18 protein-coding genes, 1 other RNA gene and 1 riboswitch are annotated in these 21,052 nt (G+C 35.0%); of the genes, 11 read left to right on the top strand and 8 right to left on the bottom strand.

The window, feature by feature from the left end:
- Positions 1 to 465: 465 nt before the first annotated feature.
- A riboswitch (cobalamin riboswitch) is annotated at positions 466 to 601 on the top strand.
- A gap of 112 nt (positions 602 to 713) precedes the next feature.
- The gene (locus tag GUB10_RS07955; RefSeq protein ID WP_193710918.1) at positions 714 to 1,688 is read left to right on the top strand and encodes a ribonucleotide-diphosphate reductase subunit beta; all 975 of its coding nucleotides are present in this window, start codon (positions 714 to 716) and stop codon (positions 1,686 to 1,688) included.
- A 41-nt stretch (positions 1,689 to 1,729) separates the two neighbouring features.
- Entirely contained in the window at positions 1,730 to 3,406 is a 1,677-nt protein-coding gene (locus GUB10_RS07950; protein WP_193710917.1) for a ribonucleoside-diphosphate reductase subunit alpha, read from the top strand.
- Between the two features lie 170 nt (positions 3,407 to 3,576).
- Here GUB10_RS07950 and GUB10_RS07945 read toward each other — a convergent pair whose 3' ends face one another.
- Positions 3,577 to 4,422, bottom strand: a complete 846-nt coding sequence (locus tag GUB10_RS07945; RefSeq protein ID WP_193710916.1) for a DUF2911 domain-containing protein — start codon at positions 4,420 to 4,422, stop codon at positions 3,577 to 3,579.
- 146 nt (positions 4,423 to 4,568) lie between these two features.
- On the opposite strand from GUB10_RS07945, the gene GUB10_RS07940 reads away from it, so the two are divergent.
- The 3 genes from GUB10_RS07940 to GUB10_RS07930 are packed head-to-tail and all read left to right on the top strand — an operon-like array spanning position 4,569 to position 7,090.
- Positions 4,569 to 5,078 carry an SRPBCC family protein gene (locus GUB10_RS07940; protein WP_193710915.1) on the top strand — a complete coding sequence of 170 codons (510 nt, stop codon included), beginning with the start codon at positions 4,569 to 4,571 and terminating at the stop codon, positions 5,076 to 5,078.
- Between the two features lie 11 nt (positions 5,079 to 5,089).
- Complete coding sequence (locus GUB10_RS07935) at positions 5,090 to 5,785, top strand: SDR family NAD(P)-dependent oxidoreductase (RefSeq protein WP_193710914.1); 696 nt, start codon at positions 5,090 to 5,092, stop codon at positions 5,783 to 5,785.
- Positions 5,786 to 7,090, top strand: coding sequence for a deoxyribodipyrimidine photo-lyase (locus GUB10_RS07930; RefSeq protein WP_193710913.1), 1,305 nt, complete (start codon positions 5,786 to 5,788; stop codon positions 7,088 to 7,090).
- Here the strand turns inward: GUB10_RS07930 and kdsB are convergent.
- Both kdsB and GUB10_RS07920 read right to left on the bottom strand, forming a co-directional pair.
- Entirely contained in the window at positions 7,087 to 7,830 is a 744-nt protein-coding gene (gene kdsB / locus GUB10_RS07925; RefSeq protein ID WP_193710912.1) for a 3-deoxy-manno-octulosonate cytidylyltransferase, read from the bottom strand. The genes GUB10_RS07930 and kdsB overlap by 4 nt on opposite strands.
- 66 nt (positions 7,831 to 7,896) lie before the next feature.
- Complete coding sequence (locus tag GUB10_RS07920; protein ID WP_193710911.1) at positions 7,897 to 9,333, bottom strand: ATP-dependent RecD-like DNA helicase; 1,437 nt, start codon at positions 9,331 to 9,333, stop codon at positions 7,897 to 7,899.
- A 120-nt stretch (positions 9,334 to 9,453) separates the two neighbouring features.
- On the opposite strand from GUB10_RS07920, the gene GUB10_RS07915 reads away from it, so the two are divergent.
- From GUB10_RS07915 to GUB10_RS07905, 3 genes are read left to right on the top strand one after another with little or no spacing between them, the layout of a single operon-like run.
- Positions 9,454 to 10,104, top strand: coding sequence for a hypothetical protein (locus tag GUB10_RS07915; protein ID WP_193710910.1), 651 nt, complete (start codon positions 9,454 to 9,456; stop codon positions 10,102 to 10,104).
- Positions 10,091 to 10,909 (top strand): DUF3822 family protein, encoded by an 819-nt coding sequence (locus tag GUB10_RS07910; protein ID WP_193710909.1) that lies wholly within the window; start codon positions 10,091 to 10,093, stop codon positions 10,907 to 10,909. Before GUB10_RS07915 ends, GUB10_RS07910 begins: the two co-directional genes overlap by 14 nt.
- Positions 10,906 to 11,448 carry an RsmD family RNA methyltransferase gene (locus tag GUB10_RS07905; protein ID WP_193710908.1) on the top strand — a complete coding sequence of 181 codons (543 nt, stop codon included), beginning with the start codon at positions 10,906 to 10,908 and terminating at the stop codon, positions 11,446 to 11,448. The genes GUB10_RS07910 and GUB10_RS07905 overlap by 4 nt, the downstream gene beginning before the upstream one ends.
- 428 nt (positions 11,449 to 11,876) lie before the next feature.
- Here the strand turns inward: GUB10_RS07905 and rnpB are convergent.
- Positions 11,877 to 12,211: RNase P RNA component class A (rnpB, locus tag GUB10_RS07900), an RNA gene on the bottom strand.
- Positions 12,212 to 12,345: 134 nt separating this feature from the next.
- Between rnpB and GUB10_RS07895 the strand changes: the two genes are divergently transcribed.
- Together GUB10_RS07895 and GUB10_RS07890 are read left to right on the top strand one after the other, a co-directional pair.
- Positions 12,346 to 14,175, top strand: coding sequence for a DNA polymerase III subunit gamma/tau (locus GUB10_RS07895; RefSeq protein WP_193710907.1), 1,830 nt, complete (start codon positions 12,346 to 12,348; stop codon positions 14,173 to 14,175).
- A 2-nt stretch (positions 14,176 to 14,177) separates the two neighbouring features.
- The gene (locus tag GUB10_RS07890) at positions 14,178 to 14,759 is read left to right on the top strand and encodes a tRNA-(ms[2]io[6]A)-hydroxylase (RefSeq protein WP_193710906.1); all 582 of its coding nucleotides are present in this window, start codon (positions 14,178 to 14,180) and stop codon (positions 14,757 to 14,759) included.
- A 159-nt stretch (positions 14,760 to 14,918) separates the two neighbouring features.
- Here the strand turns inward: GUB10_RS07890 and GUB10_RS07885 are convergent, their stop codons facing one another.
- The 4 genes from GUB10_RS07885 to pdxH all read right to left on the bottom strand — a co-directional run bounded on the left by GUB10_RS07885 (position 14,919) and on the right by pdxH (position 19,145).
- Positions 14,919 to 15,815, bottom strand: a complete 897-nt coding sequence (locus GUB10_RS07885; protein WP_193710905.1) for a Ppx/GppA phosphatase family protein — start codon at positions 15,813 to 15,815, stop codon at positions 14,919 to 14,921.
- 78 nt (positions 15,816 to 15,893) lie between these two features.
- On the bottom strand, positions 15,894 to 17,999 hold the full coding sequence (gene ppk1 / locus GUB10_RS07880; protein WP_193710904.1) for a polyphosphate kinase 1: 2,106 nt from the start codon (positions 17,997 to 17,999) through the stop codon (positions 15,894 to 15,896).
- A gap of 3 nt (positions 18,000 to 18,002) precedes the next feature.
- Entirely contained in the window at positions 18,003 to 18,488 is a 486-nt protein-coding gene (locus GUB10_RS07875) for a histidine phosphatase family protein (RefSeq protein ID WP_193710903.1), read from the bottom strand.
- 9 nt (positions 18,489 to 18,497) lie between these two features.
- Positions 18,498 to 19,145 (bottom strand): pyridoxamine 5'-phosphate oxidase, encoded by a 648-nt coding sequence (gene pdxH / locus GUB10_RS07870; RefSeq protein WP_193710902.1) that lies wholly within the window; start codon positions 19,143 to 19,145, stop codon positions 18,498 to 18,500.
- Positions 19,146 to 19,930: 785 nt separating this feature from the next.
- Here pdxH and GUB10_RS07865 point away from each other — a divergent pair.
- On the top strand, positions 19,931 to 21,052 hold a 1,122-nt coding region (locus tag GUB10_RS07865), incomplete at its 3' end, for a PKD domain-containing protein (RefSeq protein ID WP_193710901.1).

Raw genomic sequence — 21,052 nt, 5'->3', positions numbered from 1 at the left:
CTTAAATAAATATGTTGATGGTTACGTAGATTAATAATGAAAAATATAAAATATCTTTCCTGCAATTTATAAAAATCCAATAAAACTAGACATTCAAATGTTTGTTTAACATTCTTCCAGTTCAAGTTTTATTACAAGTTCAATAGAATAGATGATTTCTCCATAAAAGCAGAAAATTAATTGGCTAATTAAGCTTTTAGATTTAAAAATTATAAAAAAGATAGTTTTTAAATAGCTTTTTTATAATAACGCCTCCAGATAATAAGGATTACGAATCCCAAAATTTTAATAGTCAACAAATTACCTTCTAAAGCCAACGAGACATGTTATGGATAGTCATTTTAAGTTTGGAAGTAAACTTGTGAATATTAAATCTCGATTATCGAGTAAATAAACTTGTGAAAAACTATGTTTATAACTCCGTAGTTTTTCTATAAAAGGGTCGCTTATTACTTATAACTTTACTTTTGTAAAATCATACCGGTGGTTATTGTCTTTTTCAATAAATAAGGGGAATCATGTGAAATTCATGAGCTGTTGCGCAACTGTAAAGTAGGTTCAACTACAAGCCAGATTACCTTTCCGACCGGGTTGACTTTTGCTTTCGCATAAAAAGTAAATGTCCAGGAAATTGTGTATTTATCACAAGTAAACTTCCCTTAAGACAACTATTACTTTTATGCTTTTGATTTAAAAACCAAAACAAAAGTGATATGAATATTTTTCAAAAGCGGGTGAATTACAAACCTTTCGAATATCCCGAGATTCTTCAGTTTACCGAAGCTATAAATAAATCATTTTGGGTACATTCTGAAGTAGACTTTACAGCTGATGTCCAGGATTTTCATTCGCATCTTAGTGAAAATGAAAAACAGGTTATTAAAAGAAGCCTTTTAGCTATTGCGCAAATTGAAGTAGCTGTAAAATCCTTTTGGGGAGACTTGTATCAACACCTACCAAAACCAGAATTCAACGGCCTGGGAAGTACATTCGCCGAATGTGAATTTAGACATTCTGAAGCTTACTCCCGCTTGCTTGAAGTACTTGGGTATAATAATGAGTTTGAGAAATTAATTGAAACTCCTGTTATTAAAAAACGTGTAGCTTATCTCTCTGAAGCTTTAGCAAATACAAAATCTTCAGACGAAAAAAAATACGTGTTTTCCCTTATTTTATTCTCCATTTTAATTGAAAATGTTTCCCTTTTTAGTCAGTTTGCCATTATTCTTTCCTTTAGCAGATTTAAAGGAGTGATGAAAAACGTGAGCAATATAATTGCATGGACCTCGGTAGATGAGCAAATTCATGCCAATGCCGGAATTTACATTGTAAACCAAATTAAAAAAGAGTTCCCTGAATTCTTTAATGAAGAAACCAAAACCCAAATAAGGGAAATTATATCCCATTCTATGGAGGTAGAATCTGAGATTCTGGATTGGATCTTCGAGGATGGTTCTTTAGAACAGTGCAAAAAGGAAGACCTACTTAATTTTATGAAATACCGAGTAGACGATAGCCTTGAAAAAATAGGTTTAGAGAAGCTTTATTTCGTTTCAGAATATGATTATAAAGCGATGCTATGGTTTGAGGAGGAAGTTTTTGCCAACAGTTTGGACGATTTTTTTGCCAAACGCCCGGTAGATTATACCAAACACGATAAAAGTATTACCGCAGATGATCTTTTTTAAAGGTTTTCCACAAAAATAATTCAACTTAAAAATACAGTAAAATGCCCGAAGCAATACTTAAAGAAACAAAACAGGAGCGCCTATGGTGGCTTAACGAAGAGAGCCAGCAAATATTAAATCGCGGTTATTTATTAAAAGGAGAAACCGCAAAATCGGCTATAGAACGCGTTGCAAATGCAGCTGCAAAAAGACTTTATAAGCCCGAACTGGCCGAAGCTTTTATAGAAATGATAGAACGCGGCTGGATGAGTTTAAGCTCACCCATTTGGGCAAATATGGGTACAGAGCGCGGATTACCTATTTCTTGCTTTAATGTATACGTACCAGATAATATTGAAGGGATTACCCATAAATTGGGCGAAGTAATTATGCAAACCAAAATTGGTGGCGGAACTTCCGGTTATTTCGGAGAATTAAGAGGAAGGGGAAGTGCAGTAACAGACAACGGCAAAAGTAGTGGTGCTACCAGTTTTATGAAGCTTTTCGACACAGCTATGGATACTATTTCACAGGGCGGTGTGCGTCGTGGAGCTTTTGCAGCTTATCTTGATATAGATCACCCCGATATTAAAGAGTTTTTAGAAATAAAAAATATAGGAAATCCTATTCAGAACCTATTCTACGGCGTTAGTGTTCCCGATTACTGGATGCAGGAAATGATAGACGGCGACAGGGATAAAAGAGAGATTTGGGCAAAAGTTTTGGAAAGTAGGCAGCAAAAAGGTTTGCCTTATATCTTCTTTAAAGACAATATTAACCGATTTAAACCAGAGGTGTATAAAGATAAAAATTACACCATCCATTCCAGCAACCTTTGTTCAGAAATTGCTTTGCCTTCTACCAAAGACGAGTCTTTTATTTGCTGCCTTTCTTCTATGAACCTGGAGCTTTACGACGAATGGAAAGATACCGAAGCTGTAAAATTAGCCATCTATTTCTTAGATGCTGTTTTACAGGAGTTCATTGCAAAAACTGAAGGAAACCATTACCTGGCATCGGCCAACAAGTTTGCCAAAAGACATAGGGCCCTGGGGCTTGGTGTAATGGGTTGGCATTCGTACCTGCAAAAAAACAGAATTCCTTTTGAAGGTTTAAAAGCTAAAGGTTTAACCAATAACATTTTTAAAGATATAAGTGAAAAAGCAACCAAAGCGAGTAAGGAACTGGCAAATATCTATGGAGAACCGGAAGTTCTTAAAGACTATGGTTTAAGGAATACAACCCTTATGGCCATTGCGCCAACTACCTCTTCTTCTGCTATTTTAGGACAGGCATCACCGGGAATTGAACCTTTTAGCAGCAATTATTATAAAGCAGGTCTGGCCAAAGGAAATTTTATGCGGAAGAATAAATATTTAAAAAAATTACTTCAGGAAAAGGGATTAGATACCGAAGAAACCTGGCGTAGTATTATGCTAAATCACGGAAGTGTGCAACACTTAAAAGAGTTGAGTGACGAAGAACGTATGGTTTTTAAAACCTTTAAAGAGATAAGTCAGTTAGAGATTATTCAACAAGCTTCGGTTAGGCAAAAATTTATTGACCAGGCTCAGAGTTTAAATTTAAATATCCCCTCAGACCTTCCGGTAAGAGAGGTAAATAAGTTAATGATAGAAGCCTGGCAGCTTGGTGTAAAAACCCTTTACTACCAGCGTAGTCAAAGTGTTTCTAAAGAATTTATAGCCAATATGGTAAATTGTGCCAGTTGTGAGGCTTAAATATCTATATAAAAAGGCTGTCTGAAAGTTTTTTGTGACGTCAAGCTGAACCTGCCGGTCCGTTCAGGCGGGCTTGTTCCAGCTTCTAACATTTTAGATCCTGAAATAAATTCAGGATGACGTTTTTAACAAGACTTCAAACAGCCTTTTTATTATTCTTAAAATTCAACTTACATAGCTCCCCACTCTTTCAGGGAATCTTTGTTCATTTTTACATAATCTTGGTTTCCTGCTTTTTCAGCTTCGGCTAGAGATTTTTTAGCTGCTGCAATCGCTTCTTCTTTTTTACCGAGATCGGCCGCAATAAGTGATTTTTTTCTTAGAATCCAAAAAGCATCAGGATTTCCTAATTCCAAAGACTTATTAATCCATTTATAAGCCTGCTCTAAATCTTTATTGCTATCGTGGTAATAGGTTGCCGCTGCAAAATAATCGTTAGCACCGGGACCATTCATTGTTTTTTCAATACTTGCCATGGTTTTTTCCTCGGTAGGCACTTTAAAGCTTAGGCTTGCTACTGTATTTGCCCAAACAAAATTAAGTGCAGCCGAATCATTTTTAAGATCATCTATCATGATTGTAAAAGTTTCCATTTCAAATGGCAGTTCCATCACTTCAGCCATTACTTTTAAGGCTACTTTATCCTTATCCCATTCTGCTGGATTTCCCCAGTTATTGGCATCGCTGTAAAACATTACTTCCCATTGGTCTTCCTTTGGAATTGTGTAAATCGCGTAAGTTCCCGCCTTTAATTCTTCTCCCTGGATAGTTATATTATCACTAAATGTTATTTTGGTATTTTCATTAGCTCCCGTACGCCATACTTTTCCGTAAGGCACTAAGTTTCCAAAAATCTCACGATCTCGCATGCCGGGCCGCGAATATTCCAGGCTAACATCGGTAAGACCAACCTTTTGTTCAATTTTAGTAAACGGACTGGGCTGTGGTGCCTGTACCTGGGCTTGTGTTGCACTCATAATGCCTGCTGTACATAAAAATAGAAATAGTTTTTTCATTGTTTAGTTTGTTTTAGTTCAATCAAATATACCTAGAAAATGATTATAAATTAAGAAAAACAAAAACTTGATTTATATTTTGTTTAACTATAATAATTTTATTTTAAACAAAACAAGCTCTAATTTTACATTCAAATACTGCTAAAATGAAGATATACACCAAGAAATCGGTACAGAAGCTCCCAATTAGTCTGGAAAAAGCCTGGGAATTCCTCTCAAGTCCCGGAAATTTAAAAACAATTACTCCAGATTATATGGGTTTTCATATTCTTTCGGGAGCCGACAGGCCTATGTTTCCCGGCCAAATTATTCAATATATAGTTACACCTATAGCAGGCATTAAAACCAAATGGGTTACTGAAATAACCCACGTTAAAGACAAAGAATACTTTGTAGACGAACAACGTTTTGGACCCTATGCACTTTGGCATCATAAGCATTTCCTAAAGAAAATACCCGGTGGTGTTGAAATGGAGGATATTATAGATTATAAATTACCTTTTGGGAAATTAGGTGAATTGGTACATCCAATATTAGTGGCTCCTAAATTAAAAGAAATTTTTGATTATAGAAGAGAGAAACTTACCGAGCTTTTTGGCGAATTTGATGAAGCAAATACCAAAAATGCTACCCTAAAGCAAGACATACTCAACTAAAAAATATAATTATGGAAAGGAATATTTTACTTATTGGCGGTTCAACTGGTATTGGACTTGAAATTGCCAATCAATTGGTTAAAGAAAATAATGTAATTGTTGCTTCAAGAAATAAAGGCGATTTAAACAAGGAAATCAAACATTTAGAATTTGATGTTTTAGAAGATAACATTGAAGATCTGGAATTGCCTGATGAAATTCACGGTCTGGTTTACTGTCCAGGCAGTATAAACCTGAAACCGTTTAAAATGCTAAAGCATAAAGATTTTGAGGAAGAAATAAACCTTAATTTTTTAAGTTTGGTAAAGGTAGTTCAGGCAGTAATGCCGAAACTAAAAAAGGCTGAAAATGCAAGTTTGGTATTTTTTAGTACCGTGGCGGTTAAGGTTGGAATGCCTTTTCACACAAGTGTAGCAGCTGCAAAAGGCGCGATTGAAGGTTTTGCAAAAGCCCTGGCAGCTGAATATGCACCTACGCTACGTGTAAATGTAATTGCACCCTCTTTAACCGATACCCCACTTGCTGGAAAACTATTATCCAACGATTCCAAAAAAGAAAAAATGAGTGAAAGACATCCACTTAAAAGAATAGGGAATACTAAAGATATTGCTAATGCAGCCATCTTTTTACTAAGTGAGCAAAACAGCTGGATTACCGGGCAAATTATTGGCGTAGACGGCGGACTTTCAACCTTAAATATTTCATAAATGAGTAAAGGAGTAAATGTATTTTGGTTTAGACGTGATTTAAGATTAGATGACAATGTTGGCTTTCTTGAAGCCCTAAAGTCTGGTAAACCGGTAGTACCAATTTTTATTTTTGACACAGAAATCCTGGAAAAACTACCTGAAGATGACGCACGTGTTACTTTTATACACGAGCAACTCCAGCAAATGCGAAAAGAGCTTCAGGATAATTATTGCAGTTCAATTGCTATGTATCACGGAAAACCAACGGAAGTTTTTCAGCATCTAATTAAAGAATATCAAATTGAAAAAGTATTCACGAATCACGATTACGAACCTTACGCAACCAAAAGGGATAAGGAAATAGCCAATTTACTTTCTAAAAGTAATATTGAATTTCACACTTTTAAAGACCAGGTTATTTTTGAAAAAGATGAAGTTGTAAAGAAAGATGGAGATCCTTATGTGGTGTATACTCCTTATATGAAAGCATGGAAAGAGCTATTTAAGACACAGAACCTTAAAATTCATTATACCAGTCAGTACTTAGATAATCTTATTCAAAACACCAGACTTCCAAATTTAAGTTTAGGTGATATTGGTTTTAAAACATCCAAAATTAAAGTCCCGGAATATGATGTTACCCCAACGCTAATTCAGGAATACGAAAACACACGTAATATACCTGCTAAAGACAGTACTTCGCGCCTAGGCCCGCATTTGCGTTTTGGGACTGTTAGCCCAAGAAAAATGGTAAAAAAAGCCAATACCGAAAACAATAAAACCTTTCTTAACGAACTTATTTGGAGGGAGTTTTTTATGCAGGTATTATATCATAACCCCAATACCGTTACCGAGTCTTTTAAAAAGAAATACGACCGCATTAACTGGCGGAATAATAAGGAAGAGTTTGAAAAATGGAAAGCAGGAAAAACAGGTTATCCACTTGTAGATGCCGGAATGCGCCAGTTAAATAAAACCGGTTTTATGCATAATCGGGTTAGAATGTTGGTGGGAAGTTTTCTATGTAAACATTTGCTTATAGACTGGCGTTGGGGCGAAGCCTATTTTGCCGAAAAATTATTGGATTACGAAATGTCCTCTAATGTTGGTAACTGGCAATGGGTTGCCGGCAGTGGCGTTGACGCTGCTCCATATTTCAGGATTTTTAACCCAACCACTCAAATAGATAAATTTGATAAAGATAAAAAGTATATCAAAGAATGGGTTGAAGAATTTGGCACCGATGATTACCCTGAAAAAATGGTAGATCATAAAGAAGCTCGCGAACGTGCTCTTGAGGTTTATAAAGAAGCAGTAAGCTAATTATTCAAAACTTGCTTTGCTTTTTCTAAATCTTCGGGTGTATCTATGCCTATAGTTTGCATTTGGGTTTCAACCATTTTAATGTTTTTTCCATATTCAAGAAATCGAATTGCTTCAATTTTTTCAGCAGATTCTAAAGAAAGCATAGGTAGGTTATAAAAATCTACAAGTGCCTGCTTTCTAAATGCATAAATCCCGATATGCTTAAAGTAAGTTACTGCTGCATTGGTATTTCTTGGGTATGGAATAGGAAATCTTGAAAAATACATCGCAAAATCATTCTTATTGGTAATAACCTTTACATTGTTCGGATTGGTTATCTCTTCACTTTCAGACAATGCACTTTTTAGAGAAGCCAAATCTATAGAAGAAGCATCATCTTCTCTAAAAACAAGCAAAAGTTTCTCCAAACTTTCTTTATCTATAAATGGCTCATCGCCCTGTACATTTACTACGATATCCACATCCATATCCTGTACCGCTTCTGCGATACGATCGCTACCGCATTCATGTTCCTTTTTACTTTTTATGGCCTTACCCCCATTTTTATTTATTTCAGCAAAAATTTCATCACTATCGGTAACCACATAGACTTCATCGAACAAACCTGTACTTTTAGCGGCTTCGTAAGTTCGGGTAATTACGGTTTTTCCATTTAAATCTTTTAAAAGTTTCCCCGGAAAACGAGATGCCTCGTAACGAGCAGGAATCATTGCGATTATTTTAAGCGAATTATTCATTGGGACTTATTAATATTTGGAGGTTAAATTTAGGTTTTAAAATTTAAATTAACGCAACTTAAAAAACTATTTGTTTACGAAAAAATCATCTTTAAAACCTATAAGATAGAGCTTATTGGTTGCCCTTGTTACGGCAGTGTACAACCATCTTAAATATTCTTTTCCAACACCTTCGGGCAAGTACGGTTGTTCTATAAAAACACTGTTCCATTGCCCACCCTGAGATTTATGGCAGGTCATCGCATAAGAAAATTTAATCTGTAAGGCATTAAAAAATTTATTGTTTTTAACCTTCATAAACTTCTTGTATTTGGAAGTTTCGTTTTCATAGTCTTTCATTACTTCCTGGTAAAGTTGGCTAGACTCTTCGTAAGAAAGTGAGGGGGTGTTGCTGGTTAATGTATCTAACATTACCACCGTCTCAAAAGGGCGCATATTAGGATAATCTACCATTTGTACCTGAACTTCGGCGAATCTAAAGCCATAAAGTTCTTTTATAGCAAAAATCTCAAGGACTTTTATAATATCGCCGTTTGCAATAAAACCGGCTTCAGAACTGGGTTTTATCCAAAAATAATTATTCTTTACTACCATTAAGTAATCTCCGGCCGAAAGTTCTTCTTCCTGAAACAAAATTCGAGAGCGTATTTGTTGATTGTACAAATTGGCTCTTTTGTTAGATCTTACAATAAAACTTGTTTCTTCATTTCCCAACTGATTATAGCACTCCTCAATTGCATTCATTATTTCATAACCGTCTTGCAATCTAACCACATCGACTTTGGGGCCAAGATCAAACCGAAAGCTCTCATAAAATTCGTCTTGCAAGCTTTGTCTTATTTTTGTGGCGTTTAATAAAATATCGCTCTCTTCGGCCTGGCGAACTACTTCATCCAGCTCTATATGCTTTACTTCTTTGTTATAAGAAAATTGTAGTTTTTCGGGTTCCAGGGCGGGACTAATTTCCATTTTTACCGGGGGAAGCTGTGCAGTATCACCAATTAAAATAAGTTTACAATTTTGCCCCGAATAAACATATTGAATAAGATCGTCTAGTAAGCTTCCATTCTCCATTAATTTGGAGTTTGTGGGCGTATCAGAAATCATGGAAGCTTCATCTACAATAAAAATACTATTTTTATGCTTGTTGGGTTGTAGTACAAATTGCACTCCACTTCCTCCACTTTTTTTAGGAAAATAAATCTTTTTATGGATGGTAAAAGCTTCTTTTTTGGCATAATTAGAAATCACTTTAGCGGCTCTTCCCGTTGGTGCCAATAAAACCCCCGATTTTCTTATTTTCCAAAGATTCTTCACCAAAGTACTGATTATCGTTGTTTTACCGGTACCGGCATAGCCTTTTAAAACAAAAATCTCATCCTTATTTTTGTTTAAAACAAACTCAGATAATTGCTGCAACGCAATATCCTGGCCAGCTTTGGCCGTGAAGCCAAGATCGCTTAGTAAAAGCCTATAAAATTTAGAAGCTTCAAAATTTTCCATAAAAAAATTATCAAAAATCAAAGGTAGGAATGGATTTTTACGGAAGAAACTTTTACGAATAAAAAAAAATTGTAGATTTGTCGTGAACACTAGTAATTTTTAAAACAAAATTTAGAACGCATGAGACTTGCAATTCAATTACTTCTTTGGGTAGTTATTATAGGATTAGCCTACCTTACATTTAATGCTGTTTACGAACCAATTCAGTTTAACAAAATTAAGGAAAAGCGTTACGCCAAAGTAGTTGAGAACTTAAAGGATATTCGTGATGCCGAACTAGCGCATAAAGAGGTTGTTGGAACTTTTGAAGCTGATTTTAACAAACTCGTAAAATTCCTTGATACTGCTGAATTTGCAATTACTCAACGTCGTGACACTACGGTTTTAGATGAAGAGTACAAAAGGCAATACGGTGTAGATGAGTACATAGAGAAAGTTATTGTAGATACACTTGGTTTTGTACCAGTAAAAGATTCTCTTTTTAAAGGAGATAGAGATCGTTATGTAAATATGATTAATGTACCAGTTGAAGGTGTAGATGCTAAATTTGAACTTGATGCAGGAAGTATTAAAAAAGGACAAACCGATATTCCTGTGTTTAGAGCTAGAGTTGCCAAAAGCGTTGTACTACAAGGTTTAGATAAAGAGTTGATCTTACAACAAAACCAGGTACAATCTGTAGACGATATAAACGGGCGTTATATAAACGTTGGTTCTCTAGAAGAGGTTAACACAAAAGGAAACTGGCCAACCCAATATGGCGACGAATAAAGATAAAGAAACATTAAATCTAGAAATGTCCATTCAGGTTAGCCTGGATGGACTTTCTTTTTGTACCCTAAATACTGTAGAGAAGGAAGTTGTTTTTTATAACAAAGTAAGATTTCAGCAACAACTGGATCCTATAAAGCTTTTAGCGGAAATTGAAGAGATATTTGAAACCAATAAAAGCCTAGACGAAGTTAAGCAGGTAAAGCTTATTTTTGACAATGCACTCTATAGCCTAGTTCCTGCTAACCTATTTAAAGAAGAAAATGCTTCAGACTATCTGAAATTCAATACCAAAATTCTTAAAACCGATTTTATTTCACACGAAGAAATTGGGAATACAGGGATTGTAAATGTCTATATACCCTATACCAATATTATTAATTTCTTCTTTGAAAAGTTTGGTGAATTCGAATATCAGCACCTCAATACTATTTTAGTAGAAAACTTATTGAAGTTACCAAAAGTAGATAGGCCACAAATCTTTGCCCACGTTAAAAACAAGCAATTTGATTTGGTGGTGATAGAAAATGGTCAACTGTTGCTTTGCAATTCTTTTAGCTTTACCGGAAAAGAAGACTTTTTATACTACATACTTTTTACGGCAGAGCAACTTAATCTAAAGCCCGATGAAGTAAGGTTATATTTATTGGGTGCTATCAGTAAGGCTTCCCCATTATTTAAAATCGCATTTGAATACATTAAGTATGTTGAACTTTTAGAAATCAATTTCGACTTACAGAAAAATGAAAAACTTAAAGGCTTATACGAACTGGAAGAATATATTTTATTAAAATCATTTCTATGAGAATAATTTCAGGTACTTATAAAGGAAAAAGATTAATTGCTCCTAAAAAACTCCCCATACGCCCTACTACCGATATGGCAAAGGAAGCCCTTTTTAATATCCTCAATAACAACTTTCAGTTTTCGCAATTAAGTGTTCTGGATTTATTTGCCGGAAGCGGAAATATAACCTATGAATTTGCTTCACGTGGCTGTAAAGAAATCACCGCAGTAGATTTAAATTACGATTGTGTAGAATTCATAAAAAAAACAGCTCAGGAACTAGACTTTAGCATTACAACCATTAAAAGCGACGTCTTTAAGTTCCTTGAGAAAGCATATGTAAAAGCAGATATTATTTTTGCTGACCCTCCCTATGATTTCGATGAGGAAAAATTCCTCAAAATACCGCAAATTGTCTTTGAAAAAAATCTACTAAATCAGAACGGTCAATTAATAATTGAGCATTCAAAGCATACCAACCTCTCAAAATATCCTAATTTTAAGGAAGCAAGACGATATGGAGGTTCGGTATTTAGTTTCTTCGAAAACACAGTTTAATAGCATTATTCGTATCTTGAAGGAAAAAGCCTGAAAAAGGCTCATAAATAACAATCTGTAATGACGAAACGGATTAAGAAGATAGAACTTATTGATATTAATCTGGAATTTTACGAAGAGATAGTAATTTCTGAAGTAAAAGAAGATGTAATACTTGAAATAAAACACGTAAAACAAATGCTAAAAATATGCAATGAGGTATTTGGAGGAAAAAAGTATGTCTACATCTCTAATAGAAAAAACAATTACAATGTAATTCCCACCGTTTATTTTGAATTAAAAGATGTGAAACAATTATTAGGGATTGGTATTGTAAGTGAAAGCTATGAAGCATTAAAAATTGCTAATTTTGAAAAGCAATTTTCCCCGGTTCCTTTCAATATTTTCTTTAGCATGAAAGAAGCCCATGCCTGGGCTAAAACATTATTAAAAAAAGCAGGTCTGTAATCCGGATTCTGTTCCTCCCGGCAAAACCGGGATTCCCCTTATCATTTATCTCAGGTTTTTGTTGCCAAAAACTTTTAGCTGCCTACCCTCCAACAGTAAGCGAGCAACTTACAAACATTGGTTTACATGGCATTGCACCGCATAGAGTTTACCTGATTTCACTACAGCATTACCTGTACATTCTTTCTGTTGCACTAGTCCGTATTTTATCTAAATTACTCCAAATAAAATAGGTGGGCGTTACCCACTATGCCGCTCTTTGGTGTCCGGAATTTCCTCCATCGAAAAAATCGTTGGCGATAAGGCGACCTGCTGTTTACAAAGGTAGTTTTTACAAAATAACCTAACTAAAAAAATGTTGATTTATTACTTACTAATTGTTTAAAAATATATGCATTTGCCTTAGAACTTATGTTGGCTATTTTTATATTTGTATTTCAATAAAATTCAATGGAACATTTTATAGTATCAGCTCGTAAGTACCGTCCGCAAACCTTTAAAGATGTGGTTGGGCAACAAGCCATTACCAATACCTTAAAAAACGCCATTGAACATAATCACCTGGCACAGGCACTTCTTTTTACAGGACCACGTGGTGTGGGTAAAACCACATGCGCCCGTATTCTTGCCAAGATGATTAATCATGATGGTACCCAAAGTCCCGATGAAGACTTTGCATTTAATATTTTTGAATTAGATGCCGCGTCTAATAACTCGGTAGACGATATCAGGAACTTAATAGATCAGGTAAGAATCCCTCCGCAAGTAGGGAAATACAAGGTATATATTATAGATGAGGTGCACATGCTCTCCCAGTCGGCATTTAATGCCTTTTTAAAAACGCTGGAAGAACCACCACAGCACGCCATATTTATTTTAGCTACTACCGAAAAACATAAAATAATACCTACCATACTTTCTCGATGCCAAATATTCGATTTTAAAAGAATTACGGTAAGTGATGCTAAAAACTATCTTGGCTATATAGCCCAACAAGAAGGCGTAAACGCAGAAGAAGATGCATTGAATATCATTGCGCAAAAAGCCGATGGTGCTATGCGGGATGCTCTTTCTATATACGACAGGGTGGTAAGCTTTAGTGGAAAAGAACTCACAAGACAGGCAGTAACCGAAAACCTTAATGTACTGGATTATGATACATACATTAAAGTCACTGAACTTATTTTATCAAATAATATCCCACAGCTGTTATTGAGTTATAATGATATTCTTTCCAGCGGATTTGATGGTCATCATTTTGTTAGTGGTCTTGCCTCACATTTTAGAGATCTTTTGGTTTGTAAAGATCAAAAAACCATTCAGCTTTTAGAAGTTGGGGAACAAACAAAAGCTCGCTATTTTGAACAGGCATCAAAAACTAATCATCAATTTTTGATTAGGGCAATAGAACTGGCAAATGAATGTGATTTAAAATATAAAACCAGTCAAAATCAGCGATTATTGGTAGAGTTAACGCTAATGCAGTTAGCTTCTATCACCTTTGGTGAAGAAAAAAAAAAGTTTGAACAGCCAATAATTGCGGCTTCAGAATTTGAGAAACAACCCGCAACACTTTCTTCAGAAGAAAAAAACATTGTTAGGGATAATGAACACGGAGGAACTTCTGCTGAAGCCCCCACCGAAAGTCAGCTACCTTCAGAAGAAAATAAAACATCAAAAAGCAATTGTGTAGATGATAAGAAGGATACTTATCATTCAGAAGCAACAATAAGTCCTGAGCCTCCTAATAAAACAGCTCCACCAGTTTCAAGCCCACCTCCTGCCCCAAAACCGGAAATAGATGCTGAAGCTAAAAAGGAGAAAGTTTCGGGCCTTTCATTAAAAAGCATTAAGAAAAAACGGGAAATAGAGGCACGCCAACAAGAAGCAGCTCCAACTAAAGATGTGGTCCTTAATGGCGAGTTTACCGAAACCCAACTTCAGGCAAACTGGGATGACTATGTTAAACGTATAAAGAAGCAAGGGTCTAAGATCTTAGCTTCTATTTTGGAAACCGATTTACCCAAACTTGAAGATAAGAATCGCATTGTTATAGAACTGCCCAATGAGACCATGAAAATAAATTTGGAGCGGGAACAGAATAAGCTAATGTCTTATCTAAAACAAAAGCTTAAAAATACTGAAATTAGGTTGGTAATTAATGTGAATGAGCAGTCTGCTAAAAAGTATGCCTTCACTCCTATTGAAAAATATAATAAATTAAAGGAAAAGAATCCTTTGTTGGAAAAACTTCGAAGTACATTCGATTTAGACGTATAGATATGCTAGGATTAAAACTTCCCACAGACCCACGTTGGGCAAATATAGCCGAAAAGAATATTGAGGAAATTCTTATAGATCATGCTTATTGTGAGCAAAAAGCAGCTTCAACTGCCATCTCACTCATTGTATCTTTCCCTGAATATACTGAATTGGTAGATGAAATGATTGCTTTATCCAGAGAGGAAATGGGTCATTTTAAAATGGTGCACGAACAATTATTAAAACGCGGATATGTTTTAGGAAGGGATAGAAAAGATGAGTATGTAATTAAATTATTAAGTTTTTTCCCAAAAGGAGGCAGCAGAACTACGCAGTTAGTGCATAGGTTATTAATTGCAGGCTTAATTGAAGCCAGAAGTTGTGAACGTTTCAGATTATTATCAGAGGAGTTACAGGACAAAGAACTGGCTGATTTTTATCATAGATTAATGATAAGCGAAGCCAATCATTATACAATGTTCTTAAAGTTTGCCAGAAAATATGGGGAACGCAGTGAGGTAGACAAAAAGTGGAATGATTTACTTGATTTTGAAGCGAATATCATGAAGGACCTCGGTAAAGACAAAACTATTCACGGTTAATTGAAAAATAAAAAGAAGCTGTCTGAAAAGATTTTAAAACCATCATCTTGAATTTATTTCAAAATATAACATGTTGATAATCAAAAACATGTTGGAAGCTAAAAAAAATTCAGCTTGACGAAAGTAGACTTTTCAGACAGCCTCTTAACTTTAAACTATCTACTTATTTTTTCCGTTATAAAGAGATTTAATAATTCCATCGGCCAGACCTATTTTGGGAACAAAAATATTATCGGCCCTGGCCCATCTCATAGAGCTTAAATAAATTTTAGAAGCCGGAATAATCACATCGGCACGATCGCTTTTTAAATTTAAATCCATAATCCTTTCCTCGTAACTTAAGGAGTTTAGCAAATCGTTATATTTTTTAAGGTAGGCTAAGCTTAGGGGTTTTCCTTCTTTTTTACCACTGGTTTTAAAAATATTATTGATGTTTCCACCAGAACCAATTAGGTCTATCTTTTTATAAGGCTTAGTAGTTTCCCTAACCCATTTTTCCATCTCTTCCCAGGTCTTCTCTTCTACCAGGTCATTTAATAAACGAACGGTTCCAACTTTAAAGGATTTAGAGGCTACTGTTTTACCGCTACTATAAAGCGTATATTCGGTACTACCACCGCCAACATCTACATAAAGATAGTTGCAGTCGTTTTTAATAAGTTCGTGCAAATCTGTAGCTGCAATAATAGCAGCTTCATGGTTGCCGTCTATTATTTCAATTTCTACTCCTGTTTTATCTTTTATTCTCTTAGCCACTTCTGCTCCATTAGTGGCCTCTCGCATAGCTGAAGTAGCGCAGGCTTTGTACTTTTTAATTCCGTGAGATTTCATTAAAAGTTTAAAAGCCTGCATCGTATCTACCATGCGCTCTATATTTTTTTCTGAAATCACACTTTTTTCAAATACGTCTTCCCCAAGCCTAATTGGCACCCTAACCAGGGAAGTTTTTCTAAAATCGGTTTCTTCTCTACCTTTTTGTTCTGTAATTGTTGAAACTAAAAGCCTAACGGCATTGGAACCTATATCTATTGCTGCGTAGTTTTCTTGTGTAATCACGAGTTATATTTTTCAATTTATACTCTATAACTGAGTATTTTAATGGTTTAAAATAATATATTTTATAGCAGGCTTAGCCTAATTTTTCACCTTTTTCGGTAATTTATTTGAGTAGTATTTATATAGTTCAAATTGTGATCGTAACTTCTTTTCACCACTATTTCTATAGGCATTATCCTGCTTTGAGGTAATCATTCTAGCTTTTACATTGTCGTTCCAACTAATGTCAAAAGTTTCTATGATTTCCTTTTTAATATCTTCATCATAAATTGGGCAGGAAATTTCAACGCGGAGATCCAGATTCCTTGTCATCCAATCTGCCGAAGAGATATAGACTTTAGGGTTTCCGCCATTCTCAAAGATAAATACCCGGGGATGTTCCAAAAACTTATCTACAATACTAATTACCTCAATATTTTCGCTTAATTTCTCTATACCGGGAATTAAACAACAAACCCCACGAACAATAAGCTTAATTTTCACCCCTGCCTGGCTTGCCTGGTATAGTTTGTCTATCATCGGGTAATCTGAGAGGCTATTCAATTTTAAAGCGATGCCCGATGGCCTGCCTTCCCTGGCATTTTCTATTTCCTTTTGAATTAAACTTACAAAAGCATTTCTACTATAATGTGGAGAAACTATTAAATGTTTGTATTTATTTACTTTGTAATTGATCTCAAAAAAATCAAAAACCTTATTTACCTCTTTTAATATTTCAGAATGTGCCGTAAATAAGGTATAATCGGTATAAATACGTGAGGTTGATTCGTTAAGGTTACCTGTACTTATAAAACCATATCGCTTTGTTTTACCTTCTTCTTCGCGCTCTATTACACAAGCTTTACTATGAACTTTTAGACCGGGTACCCCGAAAATTAATTGCACCCCTTCGGCCTGCATCTGTTCTGCATATCTAATATTAGCTACTTCATCAAAGCGTGCCCTCAATTCAATTTGAACAATTACTTTTTTTCCGTTTTTTACCGCATTAATCAAGGAGCTGGCAATATGAGATATTTTAGCCAGCCTATAAATTGTAATTTTTATGGTCTTCACCTTAGGATCCAATGCGGCTTCTCTTAAAAATTTAACGGTATAAGCAAAACTTTGGTAAGGTGTGTATAAAAGAAAATCTTTTTTGGCAATGCTACCAAACAAGCTACTTTGTAAAATAAGCCCCGGAATAGCTAAGGGCTCTATAGGTTTATAAAGTAAATCTTCACGCCCAAGACTTGGAAAATTCATGTAATCACGACGATTATGATAACGCCCCCCGGGAATAATACTATCGGTAGATTCAATTCCCATCTTATTCATTAAATAAGATAAAGTATCATCGGCAATATTCATATCGTACACAAATCTCACAGGCTCTCCCTTAATACGATCTTTTACACTACTGGAAATTTTCTCTATAAAACTCTTACTCAGGTCGCTATCAATATCCAGTTCGGCATCCCTGGTAATCTTAATCATATGTGCAGAAATACTTTCGTACTCAAAAATATTAAAAATGGTGCCCAGGTTGTATCTAATTAAATCATCGAGGAGAATGATATATTGTTTTCCATTTTTCTCCGGTAAAACTACAAAACGCTCAATGCTTCTTGGAATCTCTATAAGAACGTATTTCTTTTCGTTTTGAGTCTTATCTAATATTTTTGAAATACCTTTTTGAGGTTTTTCCTCTTTCATTACCATTTTAACCGCAAGATAAGCGGCACTATCTTTTAAACTGGGAAGCTCGTGCAGATCGTTAAGAATAATAGTTACCAGCGCCGGACTTACTTTTGATAGAAAAAAGTTTTTAATAAACTTTTGCTGGGAAACAGAAACCTGTTTCTCGTTAATAATATGAATATTATGATTCTTTAATTGATGCTGAATATCATGTAAAACCTTTAAACTTTTTGACTGATGCTCTATCACAATTTGAGTGATTTCCTCCAGAAGTTTACTGGCTTTAATCCCTCCTAAAACACTCTTACCTGCCTTTCCGGCTAAATCAATTCGTTTTACGGTTGCATATCTAACCTTAAAGAATTCATCAAGATTATTAGAAAATATCCCTAAAAACCGAAGGCGTTCAATGAGGGGTACGGTCTCATCCTCGGCTTCCTGTAATACACGCTCATTAAATTGTAACCAACTAAGTTCTCTGTTTAGGTATTTTTTTTGCTGCATAAATTAGCGTAAATTTTTAGGGAATATTTGAAGTAAAGTTTTACCGGTTTTAAGATCGTGCCAATTTTTCACCTCGAAATCTATAACACAAAGCCCGGTGGTAGGCAAATTGTCTATAGGCTTATCTCCTAAACTGTTTACTAAACCAGTTAATGCAGGATTGTGACCAAAAACCATTAGCTTCTCCACCTCATTTGAGCAGGACTTTATAACAGATAATAATTGGTCTTCATCAAAAGTATACAAGGCATCTTTTACCATAAATTCCCGATCGGGTATTTGAAGTTCCTCTTTAAAAAGCTTTGCTGTAGTATGTGCCCTAACTGCAGGGCTGGTCCATAACATAACATCTCCACTTTTAAATTCCTTAAAAACTTTTAGGACCAGGGCTGCATCATGATAAGCTCTTTTTTTAAGCGGCCTCTTTTCATCCGGCAAATTATTCTCCCAGGAGGATTTACCATGTCTTACTAAAATTAGTTGCTTCATAATAGAGGTTTAAGGCGACAGGCGGTTTCTTTCCCAGGTATTCTCTTCTAAAAACTCATATAATATTCTGTCGTGTAAACGGTCATTTCTGCCCTGCCAAAATTCAAAACTTCTAGGGCTTACAATATAACCTCCCCAATGTTGTGGCCGCTCCACCTCTTTATCTTTATACCGTTCTTCAACCTCTTTTAACTCTAACTCAAGTTGCTTTCTGGAAGTTAATACATCACTTTGTTTAGAAGCCCAGGCTCCTAATTGGCTTCCACGGGGTCTTGAGGCAAAATAAGAAGACGATTCCTCTTCTGAGGTTTTCATGGCAATACCTTTTATAATTACCTGCCGTTCTAATGCCGGCCAAAAAAATGAAAGGCAAACTCTTGGGTTCTCTTCTATATCCCTAGCTTTTTCTGAATTGTAATTGGTATAAAAACTAAAACCCTTTTCTCCAAAAGATTTCAATAATACAATTCTGGTTTTGGGAAATCCCTCAATCCCACAAGTGGCCAGGCTCATAGCATTTACTTCTGCTATGTCTGGATGAGCCTCAGCTTCATTAAACCAGGAAGTAAATAAGGCCAAAGGAAAAGACGGAATGTTCTCTTCTAAAAGTTCACCTTTTCCGTAGCTCTGTCGATAATTTTCAAGACTTTTTTGCATTGTATTTTGCTTTGCTGCAATTTACAAGATTTAGGCTGAAGCCGGAAAGTTTTTCAAATAAGATTACACTATATAAAGATGAAAAAATTGAACAAGCCAATTGGTCGCCTGCGAATTATATAGAAACAATTCATTTTTAGTATTTCCAGGTTAAGTTTCAGAAAATTAATTCTCGATTATATAGCACATAAACTTGAAGCCTACATAAACTGAGAAATATATTGAAAGTTTCATCTATATTTTAAAATATAAAAAACTAAACACTTCCTTTCACCAACAATAAAAAACCGTATTTCCGAAAATGAATCTAAGTAGATTTAAGGTAGCTTTTTTCAGTAAAAAAATTAAACCCAAAACTTACTTTTCAAAATAAATAGCTCTATTTTTCATCTACATACCTATCAACTTTTAAAATAGAATATAAATTAAAATCATATTTTCATAGCCCTGATTTCCCTTATTTTTCGTTTAAAATTTACCTTTTAACGAAAATATATAAGCTTATGTCTAAAAAAACCTACAAAACTTTCTAATGGGGATTTTTAGCATAATTTTACCTTAAGATTTAATATTTAACGATAGGTCACCCCCAACTTTCCTATAAGGTAATACCCCTAATTTTACCTAATATTAATCGATTTTTTTCATGAATATTTAACTGTTTTTCCCCAAAAAACAAATCACAATGGCTTAATAACCAAGTGATATAACCCAATTTATACGCGTAGTTTCTTATTAAAGAATCTACAAAAGAATTATAACATTTAATTCTAAACATTTTTAATATGATTTGGAAAAATACTTTTAAAATGAACATTAGCACTAATCTAAAAAACAGCTTCTTTTTAGCATCTCTTCTATTTTTGTTGATGGCTTTCTCGGAAGTTAGTGCACAGTGTAATAGTAACAATGTAACTGTTACCAATTTCTACTTTGGTGATGCGAATGGAGATCCCATAGCATCAAACGATAACAATGAAATAGGAGATCCTGTTAATGGGTATATTTATGCTGATTTTGGTGGATCTTCGGGTAACGGATATTCATTATATGTAGAGTATGATGTATATATCAATGACGTATTTAAAGAGAAGGTAATCTTATGTCTTTTTGATGGTCAACAGATACCAAGGGGTACAACCGCTGTTATTGATGATTACCAGTGGAATTGGGGCGATAAATTTGAGTTAAGAAACTTTTACATGAATTGGAATACGAATTCCAATGGTACTTGTGAGAAAAAAGATAGAAACTCTCAATGTTACAGTAATCCTGACGGGTTTATAGTTAGAACCCCTCTTATTGCAAACTTTGATTATACCACAAGCTGTGAAAACTTTATTGTAGATTTTACAAACCTAACAACCGGTGGCGATAACACGGCCTATACATACACCTGGGATTTTAATCAACTAGGATCCAGCAATGCAAGTGATCCTAGCTTCAACTTTAATCAGGCCGGTCAATATCAGGTAAGTCTTCAAGTTAGTGACGGGACTTCCAGTAGCTCGATTACCAAGTCTGTGGTTATTAACGATCAAATACAGGTATCTATCTCAAAGCAAGACCTGAATTGCAACGAAGAAAATACAGGGTCAATTAACATTACTCCTAGTGGAGGCTCAGGAAGTTATACTTATTCCTGGACAGGACCTAATTTTAGCTCATCCAGTCAAAATATTTCAGGTTTAAATGAAGGCAGTTATGAAGTGACAATCACAGATAATAGCAACAACTCCTGTTCTATAACCGAGATAATAACTTTAAGCAAACCTGAGACTCCGGCTCAGCCACAGGCAAGTATTTCGCAACAACCAACTTGTGAAGATACTACCGGGACCATTTCGGTAACAACCGTACAGGGAATTACCTACACCCTTTTAGATGAAAATCAAAATCCATTAAAT

It is taken from the genome of Salegentibacter sp. BLCTC (assembly GCF_015143665.1).
In the GTDB taxonomy this organism is placed as follows: domain Bacteria; phylum Bacteroidota; class Bacteroidia; order Flavobacteriales; family Flavobacteriaceae; genus Salegentibacter; species Salegentibacter maritimus.
This window is presented reverse-complemented; position numbering and strand designations above follow the sequence as displayed.

Excerpts from the sequence above, each read along its gene's own strand:
- GUB10_RS07920 (WP_193710911.1), bottom strand. The coding sequence starts at position 9,333 with ATGGAAAATTTTGAAGCTTCTAAATTTTATAGGCTTTTACTAAGCGAT.
- GUB10_RS07915 (WP_193710910.1), top strand. The coding sequence starts at position 9,454 with ATGAGACTTGCAATTCAATTACTTCTTTGGGTAGTTATTATAGGATTA.
- GUB10_RS07945 (WP_193710916.1), bottom strand. The coding sequence starts at position 4,422 with ATGAAAAAACTATTTCTATTTTTATGTACAGCAGGCATTATGAGTGCA.
- GUB10_RS07940 (WP_193710915.1), top strand. The coding sequence starts at position 4,569 with ATGAAGATATACACCAAGAAATCGGTACAGAAGCTCCCAATTAGTCTG.
- GUB10_RS07890 (WP_193710906.1), top strand. The coding sequence starts at position 14,178 with ATGCTAGGATTAAAACTTCCCACAGACCCACGTTGGGCAAATATAGCC.
- GUB10_RS07895 (WP_193710907.1), top strand. The coding sequence starts at position 12,346 with ATGGAACATTTTATAGTATCAGCTCGTAAGTACCGTCCGCAAACCTTT.
- ppk1 (WP_193710904.1), bottom strand. The coding sequence starts at position 17,999 with ATGCAGCAAAAAAAATACCTAAACAGAGAACTTAGTTGGTTACAATTT.
- GUB10_RS07950 (WP_193710917.1), top strand. The coding sequence starts at position 1,730 with ATGCCCGAAGCAATACTTAAAGAAACAAAACAGGAGCGCCTATGGTGG.
- GUB10_RS07910 (WP_193710909.1), top strand. The coding sequence starts at position 10,091 with ATGGCGACGAATAAAGATAAAGAAACATTAAATCTAGAAATGTCCATT.
- GUB10_RS07930 (WP_193710913.1), top strand. The coding sequence starts at position 5,786 with ATGAGTAAAGGAGTAAATGTATTTTGGTTTAGACGTGATTTAAGATTA.
- GUB10_RS07905 (WP_193710908.1), top strand. The coding sequence starts at position 10,906 with ATGAGAATAATTTCAGGTACTTATAAAGGAAAAAGATTAATTGCTCCT.
- GUB10_RS07935 (WP_193710914.1), top strand. The coding sequence starts at position 5,090 with ATGGAAAGGAATATTTTACTTATTGGCGGTTCAACTGGTATTGGACTT.
- GUB10_RS07955 (WP_193710918.1), top strand. The coding sequence starts at position 714 with ATGAATATTTTTCAAAAGCGGGTGAATTACAAACCTTTCGAATATCCC.
- pdxH (WP_193710902.1), bottom strand. The coding sequence starts at position 19,145 with ATGCAAAAAAGTCTTGAAAATTATCGACAGAGCTACGGAAAAGGTGAA.
- GUB10_RS07875 (WP_193710903.1), bottom strand. The coding sequence starts at position 18,488 with ATGAAGCAACTAATTTTAGTAAGACATGGTAAATCCTCCTGGGAGAAT.
- kdsB (WP_193710912.1), bottom strand. The coding sequence starts at position 7,830 with ATGAATAATTCGCTTAAAATAATCGCAATGATTCCTGCTCGTTACGAG.